Source organism: Clostridioides sp. GD02404, assembly GCF_045898275.1.
Classification (GTDB): Bacteria; Bacillota; Clostridia; order Peptostreptococcales; family Peptostreptococcaceae; genus Clostridioides; species Clostridioides difficile_A.
The window spans coordinates 72598-95163 of sequence record NZ_JBJOCA010000012.1; the positions used below are offsets into that span (position 1 = coordinate 72598).

Consider the following 22566-nt stretch of genomic DNA (forward strand, 5'->3'; position numbering starts at 1 on the left):
CAGTTAATAATATAATTAATAAAATGAACAATATAATTTTTTCTATAATAAAATCACCTTCTTCAAGATGTATCTCTGGTTTTTAAATTTTGCTAGAAAATTTCCAAAACTCATTTTCTATAAAAAATACTTTTTTTGAAATAGAAGGATACCCCCTATACTTAAAAACAGTTATTTATAATTATTTCAGACATAATTAAAGGGCATAATTCTATGAATTTGCCCCACTAAAATTAACTTAGCATATATATTGCTCTTCTTAGTTACTCTCATGGCTCTTTATTAATCTATCTAATGTTGGTCTACTTACTCCCAATTCTTTAGCCAATTGAGTCTTATTAAGTTCTCTAGTTTTATATCTATCATAATAACTACTAAAGTTCTCTATCTTAACTTCTTTACGTCCTTTGTATTTACCTTGTTCCTTAGCTATTGCGATACCTTCTCTTTGTCTTTCTAGCATGTTTTCTCTTTCAAATTCATATATTGCACCAAGCATTGTAAGCATCAACTTTCCTGCAGATGTATTAGTATCTAAGTTTTCTTTAGCACTTATTAATTTTACATGCTTTTTTTCTAGAAGTTCAACTATATCCAATAAGTCTTTAGTACTCCTAGCAAGTCTGCTAAAATCATGTACAACTATTGTGTCGCCTTCTCTTACAAAATCTAGCATAGCCTTTAACTGTGGTCTATTAATATCCTTGGCACTTATTTTTTCTTGATAAACTTTTTCTGCTCTATGATTTTTCATTGTGACTATTTGTCTATCTTCATTTTGTTCTATTGTTGAAACTCTTATATAACCTACTACCATTTGGCAATTCCCCCAATATATTTTATTTATAAATAAAGTATATCACGTTTGTAAAAATAGAATCAAGCATTTATCATGCTTTTTGTAAATTAATCCGTTTTTGAATTCTATTTTTACAAAAGTAAGTTCTTTTCAAATGTAAATTTACACTATGCTTTATTTTTACAATAAATATTTGTAAAATGGTAGTTTTTTAATTAAAATAATGCTTATTAAGAATTATTTTTTTGTTCTTATTCTTATCTTAGCTATGGCTGCTTCTATTTCTGTTTCACCAGTTTCCATACCATTACCATTCTCTTCTTGAATAACTGTATTTGTAGGATTACCATAAATACGATTTATAAGATATTGATTGGCTGCTAACATTACTCTCTTATCACTATTATCTTTGGCCAATGCCTTAATATTATTAACATAGGATTCTATATCTTTTAATATTATTGAGTTTCCCTGGCTTGCCAGCTCTTGCTTACGCCTGTCCATTTCTTTCCTAACATGTTCCCTATTCATCCAGTTATAAACAGTCTGTCTACTAATACCAATTAAGTTAGCAGCATCTGTTACAGTAAAACCTGAAATCAAGAGAGATACTAACTTTGATTCTTCTTGGGTTAATTCTTCTAATCTTCTATATCCTGTATTAACTATATCAACATCTTTTTCACTCAAGAAATCACTCCTTTACTTAAATATCTATTACATATACATTTGTTTTAATCTCTCTAAAAATGACCTTCAATATACATTTTCAGACTTCTTAATAAATCTATTCTATTCTTTGGAAATTCTATTATTAAAGGCCTTTACACTTTTGTAATGTCCTATTGCTGAAAAACGTAACATATGAAATTTAGAGCTAATTTATAATAATGTTAATCTCTTTTTCTTTTCTTTAATTTATTAGTAAATTTAGTTATTGCTTTTATTTCTTCTTCTTTATCTATTCCAATATATCGTCTTGTTACTTCTATATTCTTATGGCCCAATATCTTTCTTATAAGTTCTAAAGCATAAGTCTTATTTTCTTCCTCATCATAAATATGTCTTGCAAATGTCTTTCTTAAAGAGTGTGTTGCAACATTTTCTTTAATCCCTACCTTTTCTGCTGCTCCTTTTATTATTCTTCCTGCTTGCCTTGTTTGAATAGGTCTATTAAACTTTTTTCTCTTACCGCTTTTAAATAAGAACTCCTCTCCAGGTTTATCTTGAGTATAGTTTTCTATAGCCCCCTTTATTACATCAGATAAGAAAACTTCTCTGTCATAATCCCTTTTTTCCTCTATAACTCTAATCCAATCCTTAGATACTCTTATCTTCTTCCCTTTTTTATCTAATTTTACATCTGTTACATCTGCAACTTTAAGTGCTAATATATCCCCTATTCTAAGTCCAGTACACATTCCAAATATAGCTAACAAGTAATTTCTTTCATTCCATTCCTCTAAAAAATTTAAAAGTCTAAAGACATCTTCAATATCTTTTATAGGATTAACTTTTTGTCCTTTATGTGCTTCCATTCATTAAAAACACTCCTTATTCCCATAATAATTTTTTCTCTGCCTTTCTTGTACTAACATCTTTAAATCTTCATCTACATTAGCAAAAGAATCTGTAATTATAGAGGTTATATCATTTGTAGTGTATCTTCTCTCTTTTGAATAAGTACTGGTCTTTATTCTAAATCCTAAATCATTTACAGTTCTAGTTACTTTCACCACATTTTCTAACTGCAAATATAACTTAAATGTAACTAATTCAACATGATCAGACTCATCAATTATACTTTCTTCTAAAACTTTTAAATATAAATCTAACTTATCAATCTTAGAATTATAATTTCTTTTAACCTTCTTTTTTAGTTTCAAGAGTTTTTCTTGCTTTTTCTTTATAAAATCTAAAGAACATTCTCTTCCATACATGCCAGGAGTTTCTCTCATTACACTGTCATAATACTTTAGATTATCTGGTACATATGCAGCACTTAAAACTTCTTCTGTTATATCTCGTTTAATTTCAAACACCTCTCTTAAAAGCACTTATTTTATTACATAAAAAAATACCATCTATATAGATAGCATTAAATTATCTCTATTAACTCTTTAATTTTCCTATATATCTCTTTATAGTTCATATCTTTATCTATCAACTTAGGCAACTTCATAGATATGACTCTTTCAAGTGCTTGTATATCAAACAATTCACTTTGATTTAATTCATCTCTTTTTACATCTTTTGGGATTCCTAGTTTTTTTCTTACAAGTTCAGTAAAATGTTTATAATACATTTGAGGCTTATTACTACCTTGACTAATAGCATAATAAACAAACTCTTGTATTTCATCAGTAAAATCTTTTCTTACCTTTTTACCTTCTGTTCTTATATCCAACCATTCTTGGTCTTTTTCTGTAGCAATATAATAACCATGTATTCTAATTTGGTCTATAACCTCTGTAGTCCATTCAGTAAATAATTTTGCTTCTGGCTTATTACTCCTAAAAGCTATGTTGTATACTGCATGAGGTTTTATAAATATTTCACCAGTTCTATATAACTCTTTAAAATTTGAATAGTGCATATCATGCACTTTTAAAAACTCATTAGTAATCTTCTTTTTATATTTACTATTTATGTTTCTTAGAGTAGAGTTAATTTGAATTACACCTAATTCTTCACCTACATCACCAGCATGAAACCAAACTTCACTACCATCTTTTGACCATATCATTCTTATGTTCTTCTCTTGTAAAATTTTCAACATACTACTTCCTCCTAAATTATTTATTAAATTTTTGTATAAAAAAAGACCCAGAATATAAATTCCAAGCCATTTTTTATTAAATATGTTTTTATCACAATACAATCTTATCATGATTAAAAGACACAAATCGTACACAAATCGGTCATAAATCGTACATAAATCGTCTACAAAAAAGACATTATTTAAATTTGAATCTACGCAATTAAATTAAGAGCATACTTTAGAATATGCTCTTAGGAAATGTATTTCTTGTTTATAGGTTATAATATTTCTCTATAATTTTTATTTTTATAATTTCAAAAATAAAAATTAGAATCACAGTTATTATCATATTTCTTGTACTATTTTCTATAATATTATAACGAAATAATGCAAAAACAATAATTAATGAAATTACATTTATAGCTCCAGAAATCAAGAATGCCTTTTTCTTATTATTCATATATTTCCTCTCTAGATTATCTAAAGTAGTCTATATCAAGCATTTTTAAGTACTTCTCATTAACTTTATATACATCCTTTTCTCTAGATAAAATCTCTATTTCTTCAAGATTATTAAATACTTCCATCAACTGGTCAACTAATTCAATTTCCTTTATTCCAGCCTTTAAGTATCTACTTTTATTCTTTTTAATATAATTTTCTAATGTCATAGAATAGTTATCTTTACTACAAATATATTTTAATATATGTTCTTCTGTTGCTGATAGAGTAATATCATTTTCAAACAACTCTTCTTTTAATACACTCTCTAAAGACTTTCTATCATGCATGTCTCTCATTTCATTTATAGACTGTATTATTGACTTTAGCATGAACTCTATAAATACAGTTAAATTATATCCTTTATTCTCTACATCTAGTATAGCCTTATAATACTTAGTTCTGTTTTTAGATATCATATATGATATTGAAAACTCTTTAAAAGTATCATATCCTTTATTAATTAAATATAGATATGATAAGGCTCTTGATGTTCTTCCATTACCATCACTAAAAGGATGGACATACACAAAATAGAAATGAATTATTGTACTCTTTACTAAATCATTTACCTTACTATTTTCCATAAAAGTTATTAATTCATCCATAAAGTTATATATTTTCAAAGGATCAAGTCCTGTATGTATAATCTCACCTTTTGAATCACATACATATACTTTTTCAGTTCTGTATTCATATTCTTCTGAATCTAAGCAGTTTTCACCCAATATGTGATGTAAATTATATATAAATTTGTGACTATATAAATTATCTAAATTATCTAATCCATATTCTAAGGCTCTATGATTATTGTAAATCATATACTCACTTTTATTACTTGGTTTCATCTTTCCTCTAATTATAGATTTTGCAATCTTTCTAGTTGAAAAGGCACCTTCTATTACACTAGAATAATAAGACTCTAAAGCTAAATCATTTTTATCTTCTATTATTTTAAATATCTTGCTTGATGTTAATCTATCTATTTCATCTATTGAATTTAATATGTTTTCAGTTTCATGATAGTATAGTTCCTTATTATCAAAACTCTTTAAGGAAAGTATAATTTTATCTCCAGTAGAGTATTTATTTTTGTATTCTTCTATTGTCAGTTTAATCACCACCTTAGTTTATCTCTATCTATTAATATTAACAAAAAGTATTGTTTTTTACACTATTTTTGATTGTTTATTTTATGATCTATAGTTTTATTTTTGTTAATTGCAATTTTGAATATATAAATTTTTTAAGATTGTATAAAAGTGTCTAAAAATCAATTCATTCTTCGTTATAATTATATATACATTACCATAAAGGAGGATTAATATGCTAAATAAGAAAAATATAAGTTTAATTATCTTAGTAATAGTTTTAAGTTTATTCACTGCTATATTTATTTTCAATAATAGAAATACAAATGATAAATCAAAAGAAATTACTAAAAATAATGAAGAAATAGTGCCTAAAAACTTAGAAGACTTAAGTATAGAACAATTAACAGAAATTAGAGATAAAGCTATTGATAAAAATTTAGAAGGTCTTAGAGAATTTGGAGAAGATTCAGTAAAACAGCGTAAAGATTCAATTTTAAATTTTGAATTTGGATTAGTTGCTTTTGTTAACAAAAATTATAGTAACTTAACAGAAAAAGAGAAATTAATAAGACAAATTAATATTGTTAACTATGAAAACTCTATAAATGACATAATGGATCCTTCAGGTTTATTCTTTGAATTAGCAAATCAAAGTTACCAAGTTAATGAGTTTATGTTAAAAAACGGTAAAAGTTATAAGATTTGGTCATATGAAGGTCTAGATTTTCTAATTGATCATTTAGAAGAATTATGCAAATTTGTTGACTTTGATATAAAAGATGTAATAGATATTATTGATCCTACAATAAAAACAGATCTTTCAGAAGAACAAAAGAAATCTTTGAATGATAAATTAAAGAAAGTGTCTTCAAGTGATACTTTAAGTGAAGACATTAAGAAGGAGATAAAAAACTGGGAAAACAATTTGAATAGTTTAAATATGAATAAAAATAATTCTAATTAACTGATAGTGTAAAATGTACATAATTATAAATAAAATAGGGATGTCTTAAAATTGATTATTTTATAATCTAAATATTTTAGGCCTATCTAAAAACATAAGATTATGGTCTAAAATTTGAAATTTTAGACCATAATTTAATTTATCTTATACTGACTTAGACATTTAAAAGTTCCTTTAACGCACTCTTTCATGAAAACACAAATTAGCCTACAGTATTTTCAGTGTAATTTAGTCCTCAACATCATCAAAAAATATAGTTTTTATAAATTCTCCGATTCTTACAGACTCTGATTTCTTTAAATCTTTAGGTATTTCTATTTTTACATTTACATCTGGTCTTATTGGGTACTCTACAGTTATAAACTCTTTTTCATCTAATTTATCTTCAGTAACTTCTCCAAGTGCTATTTGGATATCTTTATATCTATGAGTTAAATCTGCACAAGTTTTTGGTACTTTTAGTGAACTTCTTAAATCTAAGGTTAAATTATTTCTTAAAAGTGGTTCTCCAATCCAGTTAACACCTCTTTGATGAGGATATCCTTCACCAGTAGCTTTAGTTTCATCATATCTATAGTCTGTTGATATTTCACCTATATACACAAGATCCACATGTGGAACAACTACAATATCTCCAATATTCATTCTATTTGCTATTATATCTAATGTTGATTTATCACTAGACATTGATCTAGAGCTTTTATAATCACGTTTATTAAGTATTTCTCCTATATCATTTATATCTTTACCTGATAAGTCCTCTACGTAATCCCAACCAACTCCTATCAAATTGTTTGCTTTAAATTCTTTCATTCTATCAATATTATTTGGTAATGCTCTAAATAACCATGCCTTTTTCATATTTATATCCCCCTTAATATTATTATCTATTCATATAATATCAAGTTTCATAGCATAAATCAACAATAAACTTATAGATAACTATAAGTTATCTATAAGTTTATTGTATCTAACTAATTATATATTGATTGTTTTATAATCTAATTTAATAAAAAATCAAGTTGATTTTAGTTTTCTCATAAATGTAAAATTTCAAAGCAATCCTTTTATCTTATCTATAATCTCTATCCTCATCTGCTTACACTTACTTGTTGAAAATCCAATCATTCTACCAACATACTCCCAAGATGTCCTATTATTTGAAAAATACTTATATTGGACTATTTTCTTTTCTTCCTCACTTAATATCTTCATTGCATTATCTATTTTTTCAACTAGCAATTCCTTATGTCTTTTCTCTTTTTCTTTTAATAATACTTTCCTTTCTTTCTCTTCAACTTCTATCTCAACTACACTTTTAGTGTCATATGTTTTACTTGATTTTTCTCTAATTTCAATACCACTGCATCCTCTATAACCATTCTTTATTATCTCTATATCAATACCTATCTTCTCAATTTCTGCTTTTGCTTTTTTATAGCTATATAACTTGCCCTCTGCACTACTAAACAAAATATCTTTTTTATTGGCCAATATTACTTCACACTCCCATTTATGTTATAATTATTTTGTGATGACAACTTTAGAATTTTGACAAGCGGGAGCGTGAAGTAATGCTCCTCTTTCTTTTTTGAATAAGATTACTTTTCCTCTATGTCTACACCAGCATTTCTTAAAAAATCTTCTACCTCCATTTTTTCAAGTTCCTTATTTCCATTTCTCATACAATGTAAGTACACCATTGGCTCATATAATCTCATTAATATTCCTATGTCTAATTCTCTTACTTCTTTTTCAAATTCTTCTGTGTCTAAAATATTCATCTTTCTATTTGTCTTTATAAGTTCTTCAATTATTAATTCTTTTAAAAAATCTAACATTTCTCCTCCTTTAATTTTTCTTAAATTCAAAGTCTTGATACATACAACCACAGTCTTTGCATTGCCAAACTATTCCTATGGTTGTTTTAAGTTTAAATACACTTCCACCGCATACTGGACACTCATTTTCCCTACCGCCAACTATTTTAATCTTCATTTTACCTCCAATAAACTTAAATATTTATATTATTTTCCTAGTATATTAATTTCAGATTTTAATTTTCCTAGTCTTCTGCATATTGTTATTTGGTTAGTTCCAAGCATTTTACCTACTTCTTTCTGAGTATATCCTCTTTCTCTTAAACAAACTATTTTCTGTATATCTTTTATCTCACTTCTTTTTATGCAAGATTTAATAACATGAACACTTTCTATATCTATACTTTCATTACCAGCTAATCTATCCTCTATTCTTATTTCTTCACCATAAGCATTCCTATAGATACATTTTTCAAAACTATCTATATCATTTCTATAATGTTTTTTAACATATCTAGTTGTAAATCTCATTAAATGTCCTAATATATATGGCCATGCTATTGCAGAAAATGTTCCTTTATTTTCATCAAAACAACATGTTGCTTTATACAATCCTATAGAGCCTTCTTGAAATAAATCTTCTTTCAAAGATGGATATTTTCTTAGAAAACATTTAAAATGTTTATTTATAATAAAGTGTACAAGATTTATATTATCTTCAACTAATTTATTTATTTCTTCCAGACTTCTCATATAATCACCTCTTAAAATGGTATATCTTCGTCATTTAATACTTGAAAGCCAATCTCCTTATCTTTATCTTTGCTATTTTCTTCCTTTTGCTTATAATCGAGTGAATTAACAGTTTTAGCTCTAACTTTTGCAAAAGTTTTTTTCTCCATTTTCTTCGTATTTTCTATTCTTATTTACTACTATTTTTCATACATGATTTCTTCTCTTTTCTCTATCTCTTTTACTACTTCTGTTGCTTTTAATAATGATTCATATCTACTCATTGACTTAGATTCAGATTTTATTTCTGATGCTATTTTATTAATGAATTCTGTTTTTTCTAATATGTTCATATGTGATATTTTCTTCATGAACCATACCCCTTTTTATATATCTTTTTTTAATTGCTCATATATCTTTTGACATTCATTCTCTATCTTTTTAGTATTTTCTACTGTCTTAGTTGCGTCGTTAAAAACTCTATTTATTCTGACTGCAATATTTAATGATGAATTAGCACTTTTATATAAACTATTTTTAAAACTATTAATTTCTTTTACATCTTCCTCTATTAACTTAATACTTTTTCTCAATCTAATATTGTTTCTAATGCTGAAAACTGCATCAAAGCATAATATCAAAATTACAATGTTAAATATCATGTACTCTCCTTCCTTAATGCATTTTTTAATTCCAAAATGGTGCTTCTTCTCCATTTAGCTCAAAAATTATAGCATTAACTATCCTAAATTTTTTTAGTTCATTTTTTCTTTCAAGTTGTTTTATCCATTCATAGAACTTGCCTCTATACTCAAGCGTATACACATAGCTTGGAAAATTATCGTATTTATCTAGTAAACTATCAAACTTTGCTAGTGCTTGTGTGATACTAATTCTGTTCATTTTTCTCACCTGCTTCTCTCATTTTAAGCAATTCTTTTTTTAACTGAACAACCTCATTTTTCATGACATTAATTAAAATCTCAATTTCTTCATCCAACCACTGTTTCATATATTTATTTACAAATGTAACATCTATTTTGCTTCCGTTTTTTCTTATAATTTTTACTTTTATTTCTTTACAGTTTTTTATTTCTCTTAAGTATTTGTTTATATCTTTTTCATCTTCTTTAGTTTTTTCTATCGCTTCATTTATAGGTAGGATCGCTATTTTTTGCTCTTTTGACATATTTTCTAATTTCATTTTGTACCTCTTTCTATTAAAGGTTATTTTTCCTACGAGGAAATTAATTAATAAACTTTAGCTATAATTTAATAACATTTTTATAAAACTTTTTAATTTTATTTTTTCTCTCTCCCATTACCATTTTTTTAATGGTTTTTGACAACTTCTTTAAACCTGTGTTTTTCGTGTAATGTAATCGTCTTCTATAGGCATTGCAATTGCTATATTCTTTAAATTTTTTCAATATTGGTTTTCAATACTTTGTCAAATTTTAATTTCAATATTGAAAAATGACCCTTTTTCAATATTGAATTTCTATATTTTTCAATATTGAATTTTTCTCAAATTTATTATTTTATAAAATTTCCTGTTTTTCATCCTATTTTCTCTTTTCAAAACTATTATTTTTATTGCTAGCTTTTTATATTTAATTTAATCTGTTTTTCATCTCTCATTCTTTATATTGTTCTATCAATTTTAAAATTAAGATTCTTACGTGCAGTTTAAATTAGAGTTCATTCTATATTGTCATAATTTATGTGTTATATTTAAATTAAACATACTACCAATATGTTTAATTTGATTACAAAGGTGGTGATAATATGGGTTTTTCTAGATCTATAAATAAAAAATGTCCTGTCATAAATGAAACTGTTTCATTTTGTTGTATATATGAAACTACGCCTATAACTTCTGGAGCTAAATTTATGGGTGCTGATTGTGATAAAAGCCATATTTGTAAGTCTTCAGAGGAAGATTGCCCTATTTTAAAAAAAGTTCGTAAGCTATAGAGTCAAAAGTTTTATTTAGGTAAGAAATGCCCAACTGTTACAATTTTTACATTTGTTATCTTACTTAATTTTATAAAAGTATCTATATGAGTGAAATTGTCTCTACATTCTTCTAAGTAATCACAAACTTGGCAAGATGTAGAGGCTTCTCTATTTCCTCGAAACGCTATTTGCATCACTTCATTTTGTAAATGTCTCGCAATACAATGTAAATCTTTTTCAGTAAGTTCTATTTTCTCATTCATTTAATACACCTCTCATTTTTCAAACTTTGCTTTTTGACTCTTCTTTATAATTTCATCTAACTCTTTGTTACTATACTGAGTAAATGTTTGTTCAAAATTAGCAAATTTATTTTTACTTACTTCTTTATTTTGTTTGACACTCTCATTTCCATTTTTAGCCATTCGTGGCACTTCATTTAAGTAAGACTCAAACTTGTTGCCAAATAACGTCTCAGGGCGTAAATAGACGCTCATTTTAGCATCTTCTAACCATGCATGCACTTTGTTATCTATTACTTTGTAAAAATCTTCTTCAACAAATCCTTCTGCAAGTCTTGCGTCAATAAGAGATTTAGTTTTCTTAGTTGTACTCTTAAAAGATTTATCTGCTTTTTCATTTAAGTAATCAATAATTCTTTTATGTATATCTTTGTCATTTGTTTTATCTTCTTTTTGCTTTGCAAGACTATATATATTACTAGTTAAATTAGTATTGTTAATATTAGTATTGTTACTGTGCACCTCATGCACCACCTGTTGTGCATGAGGTGCACTAGGGTTGTGCATCATATTCACTACATGTTGTGCATCACATGCACAACCTACTTTAGCTGTTAAGACAAGATATATGTTACTTTCTTTCTCATTTGAATTATCTCTTGTTCTATTTTCTTTTTTAATCAAGCCCTTTTCTTCTAGACTTTTTATTACATTTTTTGCTTGTCTTTCACTACATCCACATTTTGCTGATATAGTTTTATAACTTGGAAAGCAAAAACTTTCTTCGTTTGAATGCCTTGCAAGGACTATATAAATCATTTTTTCATAAATTGTTAAATCTTCTCTGTCAACTAAAATATTTTCTATCCAAAACCAGTCTCTTTCTCTTATATCTCTTAATAATTTCACTGTATCACCTCCCTTCTAAAATTATTCATTAATTTAATAGCTTTAATTTACAATCACCATTTTCTAAATCTTCATATGTTATCACTTTGTATCCTACATCATCATTTTCTTGCATGTAGTACATTGCAACTATTTCTCCTGTTTCCACTTCTGTGATAATGCAATCTGTACTTGTATCAAATCTTGTTTCTTGAAGTTGAATTGCTTTGCCTATATGATTTCTATTAAAATCTGAAATTTTCAATATTTTCACCTCTAACCTTTCTTTAAATTGAACATTTGTCACTTTTTTCTTTTTTTAACAGTTGTTTTCTTTTTTCTTTAGCAATTCCTTTTAGCAGATATTTAATTTTTATAAATTCTAAGTAGTCGGTTTCATATATTAGGCTAGCATCTTTTATAAGATTTTCCTTTTCTTTTCTACTAAAGTCATTTGTAGAATTTTCATTCATTTAATCCCCTCCTTAATCTTAAAAGGATTTTTTTATATCTCATTGAGATACTTACATTATATATCCCTTTGAGATTTAAGTCAATATACTTTGAGATATTTTTTCCCTTATTTTTCAGATATTTTCCATTGTAGTGAGATATTTTATATGGTATAATATCTCAAAGAGGTATCTCTAGGAGGTGAAAAAATGAATACTAGGATTAAAGAATTAAGACAAATAAAACATCTTTCTCAAAAAGAGTTTGGGGAATCTTTAAATCTTTCTCAAAATCACATATCTTCAATTGAAAAAGGTGTAAGAACAGTCACAGATAGAACTATTAACGACATATGCGATAAATATAACGTAAATAAAAAGTGGTTACTAACTGGACAAGGTGAAATATTCAAAGATGTATTAGAAGGTTTTAATCTTGACAATAGCGAAGTTGAAGAATTTGTTAGACTTTTCTATGAGGTTGATTCTGAAACAAGAGAATATGTGCTAGGATTAATGCAGAAAACTTTGAAAAAATAAGGCACTTTATTGTGCCTTATTTTTTAATTTAGAATACTCCATATATCCCATAATTTTTAGAAAGGTATTATAATCTTTTTCTCTAATTTCTGTAACAGTATTTATTATTTTTATTTTGTTTTCTTTGGAATCAATTTCATTTAATGATTTTATTTTTAATTCTCCCATAAAATTATCCCCCCTATTTTCAAAATATTCTGATTTATATTCTTGAAATTACCCCACTTCTGAAAAACAACAGACTTCTTTCTTCAATTTTTAAGTTTTTTAAACTGATATAGTCTATATTTTTGATTGTATGTGTCATGTCCTAAGATGAGTTTTAAATCTGAAAGTAAATGTGATTATTTTAAAAGTGTTTTACGCGCGTAGTTTATATGTATTATTTCGATATATATCTTCTTTATACTACAAGTATAGTACCTATTTTTGCAATAATCAACTTCCAATATTTACCATTTATTTAATTTTATTAAATTTACAAATAAAAAACAGAGTAGTTAAAACTACTCTGTTCGCCACTTAGTTAATATAAAACCTTTATAAAATTTCCTATTTTCTGCACTTATTTTCATCATTTACATACCACTTAGTTAATATAAAACGAAGTGCAGGAGGTAAAAGTACCAGTTCCACCAAAAATTTACATACCACTTAGTTAATATAAAACATGTTAAGAAAGATGCTTGCACTGCAAGAGGAAGACATTTACATACCACTTAGTTAATATAAAACATAAATTATTTAAGATAAAAGTAAAAAGCCACTCTAATTTACATACCACTTAGTTAATATAAAACTCCAAAAATAAATTGGGCATTTTAAATACTTTCAGCAAGACTAAATATTAAAAATTGCAGTGAGCCACAAGTAGTGCTTTTTGATATTTTTCAAAAACACATTACAACTCAGTGTTTACAATCATTACAGTGTTTCTTTTTAAAATATCGTACACTGCAAATTTATATATTTATTATAAGATAAATTATCTAATGAAAATTTCGATTTATTAACTAAATATAATACTTTTGTCGCCTAGATTCGATTATAATATTATATAAAGTAATATGAATATAGAGGGGGGTGAAATTATGACAATTAAAGAATGTTATCAATCTTTTGGTGGAGCTTATCAGGATATATTTAACCGTTTTCGCTCAGAAGAACGAATAGAAAAATATATTACTAAGTTTTTACAAGATCAGTCTTTCCAGACACTTAAATCATCATTAGAAACAGGTAATATTGAAGATGCTTTCAGGTCTGCACATACATTGAAAGGAGTTTCTCAAAATCTTGGATTCAACAGATTAGAAGAATCATCCCATTTGATTACAGAAGTACTTCGTACAGAAGACATTATTAAAGCTACTTCATTATTTTTACAGGTAAGTGAAGATTACAATACAGTAGTTGATTCTATCAAGGAATATCAAGGCTCTATTGATAGAGCTTAAACTTTAAGAAAGGAAGAAATAATATATGTTTCAGAAACTAATAAAAACAAATATAAACCTATTATCAAAAATAATGTCAGGCATCATATTTGTGATAGTTATTATATACTATGTAATAACTATATATAGTTCTAATACTATGAACGAACAAATGAACATAGTCAGCGAACATCCATATACTGTGTCTGTTGCAATAGGTGATGTCAAAGCTAATCTGACATTGTTACGTGCATTACCAGAACGTTTATCTTACTCCCAAACCTCTGATGTAATAACTGGGATAAAAACACATTACAGTTCTATTAATCAGTCAATGATAGAATTAATTAATCTTTTAGATGATCGTTACCTAGCTGATAAACAAAGTGTTCCAGCCATGCGTTCACTTTATTCTCAACTTTATAATAACCAGATGAAAATGTTGAAAATGGCAGAATCACAGAACAATACGCAGGAGGATATAGAAACATACTTTTCAAAAGAAATACAACCAAAACTAGATAAGCTGGATGCATTATCTGTTACCATCACAGAAGGTGCAGGAAGGAAACTTAACGAATATTCCGAATTGGTTACCAGTTCTAAAAAAGTAATGGTTATAATGGGTAGTATTCTTAGTGTATCAGTTTTAATTGCTATTATTTTTTATCAATACATACTGAAACTTAAATACAAGTCTGAAGAAGAAATGAATTCTGCTCTAGCTGAACTTGAAGTAGAACAACGTGCAAATTTGGCAAAATCTCAATTTTTATTTAATATGTCTCATGATATTCGTACTCCAATGAATGCGATTATTGGCCTTACTGTAATTGCAGCCATGGATATTGATAAGAAGGATAAAGTAAAAGACTGTCTAACCAAAATATTATCATCTTCACGTCATATGTTAGGACTAATTAATGATGTTTTAGATATGAGTAGAATTGAAAGTGGAAAAGTTTCCCTAAATGAAGAAGATTTTAAACTACCTGAACTAATAGATGATTTTATTAGTATTACATACCCACAAGCGGTTGAGAAAGATATACAAATGGAAATCAATGTTAGTGATATCTCTCATGAAAAAGTGATTGGAGATGCTTTACAAATTAATCGTATTATGACAAATATTATAGGTAACTCCTTGAAGTTTACACAACCTGGTGGTAAAATTGGGTTAACTATTCGAGAGTTACCGCCAACTACAAAAGGTTATGGCAGTTATCAGTTTATAATGCGTGATACAGGAATTGGTATGTCTGAAGATTTTATAAAAAAGATATTCCAACCTTTTGAGCGTGCAGAGACTTCCACAAAAAGTAGAGTAGAAGGTACAGGACTTGGTATGGCCATTACAAAGAATATTGTAGATATGATGGGTGGTCAAATTCAGATTGAAAGTGAACTTGGTAAAGGTACCACATTTATAGTAACTATTCCTATTAAATTACAGACCTGTGAAGAAGAAACATTTGATTATAGTAAATTATACGATTTGCGTTCGCTAGTTGTAGATGATGACGAAATTGCATGTGAAAACACAGTAAGAATTATACAGGAAATTGGCATGAATTGTGAATGGGTACTTAGTGGTATTGAAGCTGTGGAGAAAACAAAAATGGCCCATGAAATTAACCAAGATTATCATGTAGTTATTATAGATTGGAAAATGCCAGTCATGGATGGTCTACAAACAACGCGTCAGATACGTAAGATAGTTGGTGATGAATTACCAATTATTGTTCTTACTGCATATGATTGGGCTGATATTGAGGAAGAAGCAAAGGCAGCTGGCATTAATGCATTTTTATCAAAACCAGTGTTCAAATCCCGTTTATATCACATCATGAGTAACTTAACATCAAGTGAAAAAACAAAGGAAGCAGCCAATGTGAATGTAGCTGAAAGTAAGAAAACTTATTCAGGTCGTGTCCTTTTAGTTGAAGATAATGAAATAAATATGGATATTGCAGAAGAATTTATTAGTTATTTTGGTGTAACCACAGAAAAGGTATGGAATGGATTAGAAGCTGTTGATCGTATTAAAACAGTTGAGCCAGGATATTATGACTTAGTTTTTATGGACATACAGATGCCAAAAATGGATGGTTATGAGGCAACTCAACAAATCCGTAAGTTAGAAAAAGAAAATAATATGAACCACCTCCCTATTGTGGCTATGTCCGCAAATGCTTTCATTGAAGAAGTTAACAAAGGCTATGCTTGTGGTATGGATAACTATATTACCAAACCTATTGAACTTGAAAAACTTAACACTTGTTTTAAAAAATATCTAAAATCAACATTATAAAAATGATTGTGTTGTCACAAAGGGGGCGATATATGATGATAAATAATGAATTTAAAGAAACTCAAATGAAAAGAAAACAAAAAATATTAATTGTTGATGATACTGAAATTAATCGTGCAATCCTTACTGATATGTTAGAAGATGAATATATCATCATAGAAGCAGAAGACGGAATTCATGCTATAGATATATTGCATACTGATACAGAAATTGACCTTATTCTATTGGATATAATGATGCCTAGAATGGATGGATTTGAAGTATTAACTATAATGAACCAATACCATTGGATTGAAGATGTACCAGTTATTATGATTTCAGCTGAAAATGCCTCTTCTTATGTAAATCAAGCTTATGGACTTGGAGTTACGGATTACATCAATCGTCCTTTTGATGAAACAATAGTGCGTAGACGTGTTGTAAATACTCTTATGCTTTATGGAAAGCAAAAAAAATTAGCTCAAATGGTAACAGATCAGATTTATGAAAATGAAAAGCAAAGCAAGATTATGATAAATATCTTAAGTAACATTGTTGAATTTCGTAATGGAGAAAGTGGACTGCACGTACTGCATATTTATACGTTGACAAATATGCTACTTAATCGTCTAGTAGAAAAAACAGATAAATATGATTTAACATATTCAGATATTTCACTTATTAGCACAGCGTCCTCTCTTCATGATATTGGAAAGCTTACTATTCCAGATGAAATCCTAAACAAACCTGGTAAGCTTACACCAGAAGAATTTGAAGTGATAAAAACGCATTCTGTGGCAGGAGCATCTATGCTGAAGACATTACCCTTTTACAAAAATGAACCAATTGTCAAAGTTAGCTATGAAATTTGTCATTGGCATCATGAGCGTTATGATGGAAGAGGGTATCCAGATGCTCTTAAAGGAGATGAAATTCCAATCTCTGCACAAATAGTTGCTCTAGCAGATGTATATGATGCATTAATAAGTGATAGGGTTTATAAAAAAGCAATTCCCCATGAAGAGGCAATCAAAATGATTTTGAATGAGGAATGTGGAGTATTTAATCCACTTCTCCTAGAGTGTCTGATAGATATTTCTGACCATATTCAAGATAAGTTGCAAAATGATCCTTTAGCGACTACTGATCCAATAAAACATCACAATATTTCTTCAAATATACTACAACATAAGGAATTTTTGGCATCTGAGCGTACATTGCAACTACTAGAAAATGAGCGTACTAAGTATCAGTTTTTAGCTTTGATGTCTAGAGAAATTCAATTTGAATACATAGAAGCAACACATATAGTAACTTTTTCAGACTGGGGTACCAAACAATTGGGTTTAACAAAGTGCGCAATAGATCCATATCATAGTTCTGAGCTTCAACATATTATAGGTATAAACAATTTAAGAGTGTTAGATAGATTACTACGTAGTACAACTCCTGAATCTCCAGACATCCATCATGATTTTCAAATTCAGATAGGTGATGAGCAGAGATGGTATCATTTTATTTGTCATGCCACATGGCTACTTGAAGATACTCCTCAGTATATGGGAGCAGTTGGAAAAGTAATTGACATTAATGAGGAGCGTAGTCAGCTTATAAAACTTCAACATCTGGTACAACATGATTCTCTAACTCAGCTTTTAACTCATTCTTGTGCAAAAGAGCAGATACAAAAGAGCTTTATAGATGAGCCAGACAGTAAGTTTGCTTTGATTATACTTGACTTAGATAATTTTAAACAGGTTAATGATAGTAGAGGTCATATGTTTGGAGATAAAATACTTTGCTATACAGCAGAATGTCTGAAAAATTGCTTGAGTAATAATGGTATTATCGCAAGAGTAGGAGGAGATGAATTCCTTGTTTTTTTTAAATATAATGACAACCTTCTTGAATTTGTTGAACAGATTTTCCAATCTATTTATGGGGAGTATGAGGGTTTTTCAATCTCTGTAAGTATGGGTATATCTACTACTGAAAAAGCAAACAATCAATATGATATACTCTTTGAACAATCAGACCAAGCTCTTTATGCAGCAAAATCTGCTGGAAGAGGTATTTTTCGTCTTTATGATGATTCAATGAAAGATATATTTTCAACAATATCAGTTATTGAAAGTGAACTAATGGTAAATAATATTACAGAATAATAAAAAACATTGATACTAAGCTATTGCATATAATATGAGTAAACACTTCGTATCAATTATAAGAAAAGAAAAATAGAAGTAAATCAATTCTGATTACTTCTAACTTTCTTGTGCAATTAATTACAAGTCAACACAAATTTTTAATATAGTAATAGAAATAATCAAAGAAAATTATTTTTACTCGTTTTTAAATTTAGACATTATAAATAATTATATATATAAGTTATTTTATAAATTATTTATATATTTTTTATTTAAGTTATATTTCTACTCTATAAAAAGCTATGAAAAATAGAGTTTCATTTCTATAGTTCATAGCTTTCCATCATTTCTACTTAAGTAGAGAAATATAAAACAATTTTACTCTAATTATCTTTTTTATTAATCTAGAAACCAGTTATTTCTGATAACTCATAAGATGCAATTTCTCCATCTGTATTCATTCCCATAGCTTTAAATTTCCAAGTACCATCTTTTTTAAGATCATTTATATTATCCATTGCAGTACCTAATTGGTTTCCATCTTTATCATATAAAGTAAATGTTACTTGTGCATATGATATATCATTACCACTGTTATTTTTAATAACGCCTTTTATATATGTTGCCATACTATCAGTTTCTGATGTTATATCTCCAACTATTTCATATTTTTCTTTCTTAGGTTCTTCTGGCTTATCTACACTAGCTGTTTTATTTGCTCCATCATCATTTCCTTTAGCAGTATCATCATTTCCACCACTTCCACTAGTACCAATAGCATATAATAAAACAAATACTACTACAACTATAAACCAACCTCTTTTATAAAATGGTTTTTTGTTTTTAGCCCCACAATTAGGACATGATTTAGCATTAGATGCTATCTCTTTTGAACATGCTTTACATTTGATCATCTTTGACATTTTAATTCCCCCTCTTATTATTTTATGATAACCTCAATCATATTATAGTATATATCTAATGTCTAAAGCTGTAATATCATGCTACTAAAGACTTTTTTTTAGGTATGTCTTATATATTTTGTTATATTTAATAGATGCTTGTCCTTAATTGACTGACTTTTGTACTGTTCTTTTTTAAGCTTTATTATTTAGAAAATTTTATTATTTTTTTAAATTTTTCTGTATCCATATTTATCTAAATTATTTTTTTAAATCAAATCTTATTTACATAAAATTGGAAATTTTATAAATACTTATTTAGACATTTTTCGTGCTTACATAATTTTTAATGAAAAACATATAAATCTTTTTAAATTTCTGTCCAAAAACCTATCCTAAGTACGTTGAAATATATAAGATTAGCATATAGGAGATGATATTTATGAAAAAGAATTCATTAAAAATTATAAATATATATATGTATATTGTGGCAATTATTCTTTTGCTTTTGATTTGGTTTGTAGGAATAAAAAATATTTCAGTACAACCGATTTTAACGACTTTAGTTAAAGTATATATTTGTTTTACATTTGTAATTATAGCTATTAACTTACTAAAATACTTTCAGAAAAAATAACTAACTTTATTTGTACTAGTTTTTAAAGTTAGTCACTTTTTATATAAAATAAATACCCCTATAATCTGAATAAATAGATTGTAAGGGCATTTATTTTATAATCTTCAATTGATTAGAAATTAGAATAAATTATTAATAAGTTGTTTTTAACTTTCTTTAAACATTATAAATAAATTTATTTATAAGTTATTCTATAAATTATAAGTACACTTTATATTTATACTAATTTTTATTCTGCTATTATTTTTATTAATATAAAAGCTATTGAAACTTCATTTTTTCTTTTAAATTTTCTACTTTTAAAAAATTATCTTGAATATTGGTTTTATTTTCTACTTTTATTTTCTTACATTCTTCTATACTACACATTATTTTTTTATATAATTGCTCTAAAGAATATGAGTCAGTTTGACTATCAAATGTTTTTAAATTATCATTAGACGTATTTACTGTATTCTTTATAAAAAAATCCTTTGTTGAGTCTTGCATACTATTCATTTCCATTGATAAAATTTCTTGTTTTTTTAGTCTTATTGAGTTTGTTAAACATCTCTTAAAAATGGGTAGTGTAATTATAAGAGAAGATGTTATTAATTCCATTAAATCAAAATTATAATTTTGAATTTGCTCCATTAGTGTTATGTTTTGTAATGATATATTTAGTGCTGTCCTTAAATCATAATTTTTTTGTTCTAAGAGCTCTTTATTATTTTTTAAAAATTCTACTCTTTCATAAGAATATGTTTCTCCTAATTCTAAAGACAATTCTTTATCTAAATTTTCTAAAATAATTTCACTTGCTATTATATAATTCTCCAAACTACTACAGTATTTAAAGTTTGATTCATACAACATATTCATACTTTTTAATTGCTCTCTTAAATCTATTTCATATCTTTTTAACCCTAAATAAATCTTTTCAACTTCACCAACTATCATTATAGATTTATTTATTTGTTTATCTAATTCACATTTATTTATTTTAAATATTTTCTTTAAAAAATGTGTTTCTTTAGTTTCCTTTAACTCATCAAAATTAAAATCTTCCATTACCTTATTTAATTTATTTAACATTTCATTTATATCATCTTCATAATAATTTTTCATTGAATATAGCAACTCATCAGATGTTTTCATAACACTCTCTGAAGATGTATTTCCAAATTCAAGTAGATCATCTGCATTATTTATATTTATTTCTTCTAATATAGCCTTTACTTTTTCATTTTTTCTCAAATCAAATTCATATTTATCGTTAAAATTTATTTTTTCCCTGCCTTTTTTAGATATACACTCATAGTCATATTTTATTTTTTCTAAGCAACTCACTAAAATAACAACTCCTTAATAATCTCTCTAATGAGAAAATAAGTCTTCATCACTGATATACTTTTTCATATATCTATTTAATAATCTTTGAAACATTAACATTCGTGAAGTCTAGAATATTAATTATATATTATAATTTTGTATATTCTTTTAACATATCATTGTATTTTTTAATATCTTCTAATAACATCTCTTTTTCATCTAAAATCAGTTCTCTTTTAGAATCATTATCCATATTATAAATGCATTTTAAAAAATTAATTAGAGATATTTTTATTTCCTCATACATATCAATATCTTCTTTTTCAGTTTTAAAATATTCTTTTATCTTGTTGTATTCATTCAGAAATGAGTCAAGAACAATTGCATTTTCTACTACCATTTTGTGGTAAGGATTTTTAGTATCAGATAAAATACTTTCTATTAACTTGAACTCTTTCTTGTATTGTCTATTAATGTCTTCTTCTTTATCATAAATAGACTTAATTACATTTAATAAATATTCAGTATGTTCTTTTTCAAATTCTCCTCTTAAATTAAAAAATAATCCCCAAATAGCCAATGCAAAAGCTACATACCCCAAAAATGGTATACAAAAAATAAAAAAGTATGACTTTGAACCCACTATATTTAATACATTATTATTTTCTTTTATAAAATTTAAAGACTTATTTTTAAACTTAAATTTACTTTGTATAAAAGCCATTAAAAAAACTAAAATAACCAATATAATCTGAATTATATATGCTTTAATTAATGCTCCAAAAGATCCATCCATTACTTTCCCCCCTTTTTTTTAAGTTCCTCTTAGATAAAATACTATTATATATTTTACGATTTTTCAATAACACATCTTTTTTTGAATTATTAACCTTTCATTAACAAGATTGAGTGATTTAATTAAATATAACTTTATTATTATCCAATACATTATGTATTCCATTTTATTGCCATTTTAAGGTAGTTTGTCCTTATCATAAAGTAAATTATTGTATTTATTATTTAAAAGTGTTACAGACGTTTTAAAACTCTTTAAAAAGCCTTTCTAAATTTATTTGAGAAGTAAGACT

Annotated in this window: 32 protein-coding genes; 7 read left to right on the plus strand and 25 right to left on the minus strand. The window is 26.7% G+C overall.

The annotated features are described in order from the left end of the window. Positions 1-259 precede the first annotated feature (259 nt). The 7 genes from Q3287_RS09210 to Q3287_RS09240 all read right to left on the minus strand — a co-directional run bounded on the left by Q3287_RS09210 (position 260) and on the right by Q3287_RS09240 (position 5185). A complete protein-coding gene (locus Q3287_RS09210) occupies positions 260-817 on the minus strand; it encodes a recombinase family protein (protein WP_407812250.1) in 558 nt (185 codons plus the stop codon). Positions 818-1036: 219 nt separating this feature from the next. Continuing rightward, entirely contained in the window at positions 1037-1489 is a 453-nt protein-coding gene (locus Q3287_RS09215; protein ID WP_407812252.1) for a helix-turn-helix domain-containing protein, read from the minus strand. A 203-nt stretch (positions 1490-1692) separates the two neighbouring features. Further along, positions 1693-2337, minus strand: a complete 645-nt coding sequence (locus Q3287_RS09220; protein ID WP_407963936.1) for a tyrosine-type recombinase/integrase — start codon at positions 2335-2337, stop codon at positions 1693-1695. A 3-nt stretch (positions 2338-2340) separates the two neighbouring features. Then, positions 2341-2856 (minus strand): hypothetical protein, encoded by a 516-nt coding sequence (locus tag Q3287_RS09225; protein WP_407963937.1) that lies wholly within the window; start codon positions 2854-2856, stop codon positions 2341-2343. A gap of 41 nt (positions 2857-2897) precedes the next feature. Next, positions 2898-3578 (minus strand): BRO family protein, encoded by a 681-nt coding sequence (locus Q3287_RS09230; protein ID WP_407963938.1) that lies wholly within the window; start codon positions 3576-3578, stop codon positions 2898-2900. Positions 3579-3831: 253 nt separating this feature from the next. Beyond that, positions 3832-4020 (minus strand): hypothetical protein, encoded by a 189-nt coding sequence (locus Q3287_RS09235; RefSeq protein WP_407963939.1) that lies wholly within the window; start codon positions 4018-4020, stop codon positions 3832-3834. A gap of 16 nt (positions 4021-4036) precedes the next feature. Then, positions 4037-5185, minus strand: coding sequence for a Fic family protein (locus Q3287_RS09240; RefSeq protein ID WP_407963940.1), 1149 nt, complete (start codon positions 5183-5185; stop codon positions 4037-4039). A gap of 202 nt (positions 5186-5387) precedes the next feature. Between Q3287_RS09240 and Q3287_RS09245 the strand changes: the two genes are divergently transcribed. Continuing rightward, entirely contained in the window at positions 5388-6119 is a 732-nt protein-coding gene (locus Q3287_RS09245) for a hypothetical protein (RefSeq protein WP_407963941.1), read from the plus strand. 228 nt (positions 6120-6347) lie between these two features. Here the strand turns inward: Q3287_RS09245 and Q3287_RS09250 are convergent, their stop codons facing one another. The 10 genes from Q3287_RS09250 to Q3287_RS09295 all read right to left on the minus strand — a co-directional run bounded on the left by Q3287_RS09250 (position 6348) and on the right by Q3287_RS09295 (position 9875). After that, positions 6348-6980: a hypothetical protein gene (locus Q3287_RS09250; protein WP_407963942.1), complete on the minus strand. Its 633-nt coding sequence runs from the start codon at positions 6978-6980 to the stop codon at positions 6348-6350. A gap of 192 nt (positions 6981-7172) precedes the next feature. Further along, positions 7173-7613 (minus strand): RNA polymerase subunit sigma, encoded by a 441-nt coding sequence (locus Q3287_RS09255; RefSeq protein ID WP_407963943.1) that lies wholly within the window; start codon positions 7611-7613, stop codon positions 7173-7175. Positions 7614-7720: 107 nt separating this feature from the next. Then, complete coding sequence (locus Q3287_RS09260; RefSeq protein WP_407963944.1) at positions 7721-7960, minus strand: hypothetical protein; 240 nt, start codon at positions 7958-7960, stop codon at positions 7721-7723. 10 nt (positions 7961-7970) lie between these two features. Further along, positions 7971-8117 carry a hypothetical protein gene (locus Q3287_RS09265; protein ID WP_407963945.1) on the minus strand — a complete coding sequence of 49 codons (147 nt, stop codon included), beginning with the start codon at positions 8115-8117 and terminating at the stop codon, positions 7971-7973. A 29-nt stretch (positions 8118-8146) separates the two neighbouring features. Continuing rightward, positions 8147-8692, minus strand: a complete 546-nt coding sequence (locus tag Q3287_RS09270; protein ID WP_407963946.1) for a sigma-70 family RNA polymerase sigma factor — start codon at positions 8690-8692, stop codon at positions 8147-8149. A gap of 11 nt (positions 8693-8703) precedes the next feature. Next, positions 8704-8841 carry a hypothetical protein gene (locus Q3287_RS09275; protein ID WP_407963947.1) on the minus strand — a complete coding sequence of 46 codons (138 nt, stop codon included), beginning with the start codon at positions 8839-8841 and terminating at the stop codon, positions 8704-8706. 30 nt (positions 8842-8871) lie between these two features. After that, positions 8872-9042 carry a hypothetical protein gene (locus tag Q3287_RS09280; RefSeq protein WP_407963948.1) on the minus strand — a complete coding sequence of 57 codons (171 nt, stop codon included), beginning with the start codon at positions 9040-9042 and terminating at the stop codon, positions 8872-8874. 15 nt (positions 9043-9057) lie between these two features. Beyond that, complete coding sequence (locus Q3287_RS09285; protein WP_407963949.1) at positions 9058-9333, minus strand: hypothetical protein; 276 nt, start codon at positions 9331-9333, stop codon at positions 9058-9060. A gap of 25 nt (positions 9334-9358) precedes the next feature. Beyond that, positions 9359-9574 carry a hypothetical protein gene (locus Q3287_RS09290; protein ID WP_407963950.1) on the minus strand — a complete coding sequence of 72 codons (216 nt, stop codon included), beginning with the start codon at positions 9572-9574 and terminating at the stop codon, positions 9359-9361. Further along, positions 9561-9875: a hypothetical protein gene (locus Q3287_RS09295; RefSeq protein ID WP_074179536.1), complete on the minus strand. Its 315-nt coding sequence runs from the start codon at positions 9873-9875 to the stop codon at positions 9561-9563. Before Q3287_RS09295 ends, Q3287_RS09290 begins: the two co-directional genes overlap by 14 nt. Positions 9876-10459: 584 nt before the next feature. On the opposite strand from Q3287_RS09295, the gene Q3287_RS09300 reads away from it, so the two are divergent. Continuing rightward, positions 10460-10648: a hypothetical protein gene (locus Q3287_RS09300; RefSeq protein WP_223195725.1), complete on the plus strand. Its 189-nt coding sequence runs from the start codon at positions 10460-10462 to the stop codon at positions 10646-10648. Between the two features lie 11 nt (positions 10649-10659). Here Q3287_RS09300 and Q3287_RS09305 read toward each other — a convergent pair whose 3' ends face one another. The 4 genes from Q3287_RS09305 to Q3287_RS09320 are packed head-to-tail and all read right to left on the minus strand — an operon-like array spanning position 10660 to position 12233. Next, a complete protein-coding gene (locus Q3287_RS09305; RefSeq protein ID WP_223195726.1) occupies positions 10660-10893 on the minus strand; it encodes a hypothetical protein in 234 nt (77 codons plus the stop codon). A gap of 12 nt (positions 10894-10905) precedes the next feature. Next, positions 10906-11781 carry a conserved phage C-terminal domain-containing protein gene (locus Q3287_RS09310; RefSeq protein ID WP_407963951.1) on the minus strand — a complete coding sequence of 292 codons (876 nt, stop codon included), beginning with the start codon at positions 11779-11781 and terminating at the stop codon, positions 10906-10908. Between the two features lie 28 nt (positions 11782-11809). Then, a complete protein-coding gene (locus tag Q3287_RS09315; RefSeq protein ID WP_407963952.1) occupies positions 11810-12034 on the minus strand; it encodes a hypothetical protein in 225 nt (74 codons plus the stop codon). 13 nt (positions 12035-12047) lie between these two features. Beyond that, positions 12048-12233, minus strand: a complete 186-nt coding sequence (locus Q3287_RS09320; protein ID WP_243163261.1) for a hypothetical protein — start codon at positions 12231-12233, stop codon at positions 12048-12050. A gap of 189 nt (positions 12234-12422) precedes the next feature. On the opposite strand from Q3287_RS09320, the gene Q3287_RS09325 reads away from it, so the two are divergent. Further along, positions 12423-12752, plus strand: a complete 330-nt coding sequence (locus Q3287_RS09325) for a helix-turn-helix transcriptional regulator (RefSeq protein ID WP_169470184.1) — start codon at positions 12423-12425, stop codon at positions 12750-12752. A gap of 6 nt (positions 12753-12758) precedes the next feature. Here the strand turns inward: Q3287_RS09325 and Q3287_RS09330 are convergent, their stop codons facing one another. Next, positions 12759-12920, minus strand: a complete 162-nt coding sequence (locus Q3287_RS09330) for a hypothetical protein (protein ID WP_407963953.1) — start codon at positions 12918-12920, stop codon at positions 12759-12761. A gap of 923 nt (positions 12921-13843) precedes the next feature. Between Q3287_RS09330 and Q3287_RS09335 the strand changes: the two genes are divergently transcribed. From Q3287_RS09335 to Q3287_RS09345, 3 genes are all read left to right on the plus strand, one after another. Further along, a complete protein-coding gene (locus Q3287_RS09335; RefSeq protein ID WP_407963954.1) occupies positions 13844-14209 on the plus strand; it encodes an Hpt domain-containing protein in 366 nt (121 codons plus the stop codon). A 25-nt stretch (positions 14210-14234) separates the two neighbouring features. Further along, positions 14235-16502 carry a response regulator gene (locus Q3287_RS09340; RefSeq protein ID WP_407963955.1) on the plus strand — a complete coding sequence of 756 codons (2268 nt, stop codon included), beginning with the start codon at positions 14235-14237 and terminating at the stop codon, positions 16500-16502. Between the two features lie 65 nt (positions 16503-16567). Further along, positions 16568-18646, plus strand: coding sequence for a diguanylate cyclase domain-containing protein (locus Q3287_RS09345; protein WP_407963956.1), 2079 nt, complete (start codon positions 16568-16570; stop codon positions 18644-18646). A gap of 386 nt (positions 18647-19032) precedes the next feature. Here the strand turns inward: Q3287_RS09345 and Q3287_RS09350 are convergent, their stop codons facing one another. After that, positions 19033-19551, minus strand: coding sequence for an FxLYD domain-containing protein (locus Q3287_RS09350; RefSeq protein ID WP_169470178.1), 519 nt, complete (start codon positions 19549-19551; stop codon positions 19033-19035). A gap of 421 nt (positions 19552-19972) precedes the next feature. On the opposite strand from Q3287_RS09350, the gene Q3287_RS09355 reads away from it, so the two are divergent. Further along, positions 19973-20167 (plus strand): hypothetical protein, encoded by a 195-nt coding sequence (locus Q3287_RS09355; protein ID WP_407963957.1) that lies wholly within the window; start codon positions 19973-19975, stop codon positions 20165-20167. 261 nt (positions 20168-20428) lie between these two features. Here the strand turns inward: Q3287_RS09355 and Q3287_RS09360 are convergent, their stop codons facing one another. Together Q3287_RS09360 and Q3287_RS09365 are read right to left on the minus strand one after the other, a co-directional pair. Beyond that, positions 20429-21496, minus strand: a complete 1068-nt coding sequence (locus Q3287_RS09360) for a toxic anion resistance protein (protein WP_407963958.1) — start codon at positions 21494-21496, stop codon at positions 20429-20431. 130 nt (positions 21497-21626) lie between these two features. Continuing rightward, positions 21627-22274 carry a hypothetical protein gene (locus Q3287_RS09365; RefSeq protein ID WP_169470175.1) on the minus strand — a complete coding sequence of 216 codons (648 nt, stop codon included), beginning with the start codon at positions 22272-22274 and terminating at the stop codon, positions 21627-21629. Positions 22275-22566 lie beyond the last annotated feature (292 nt).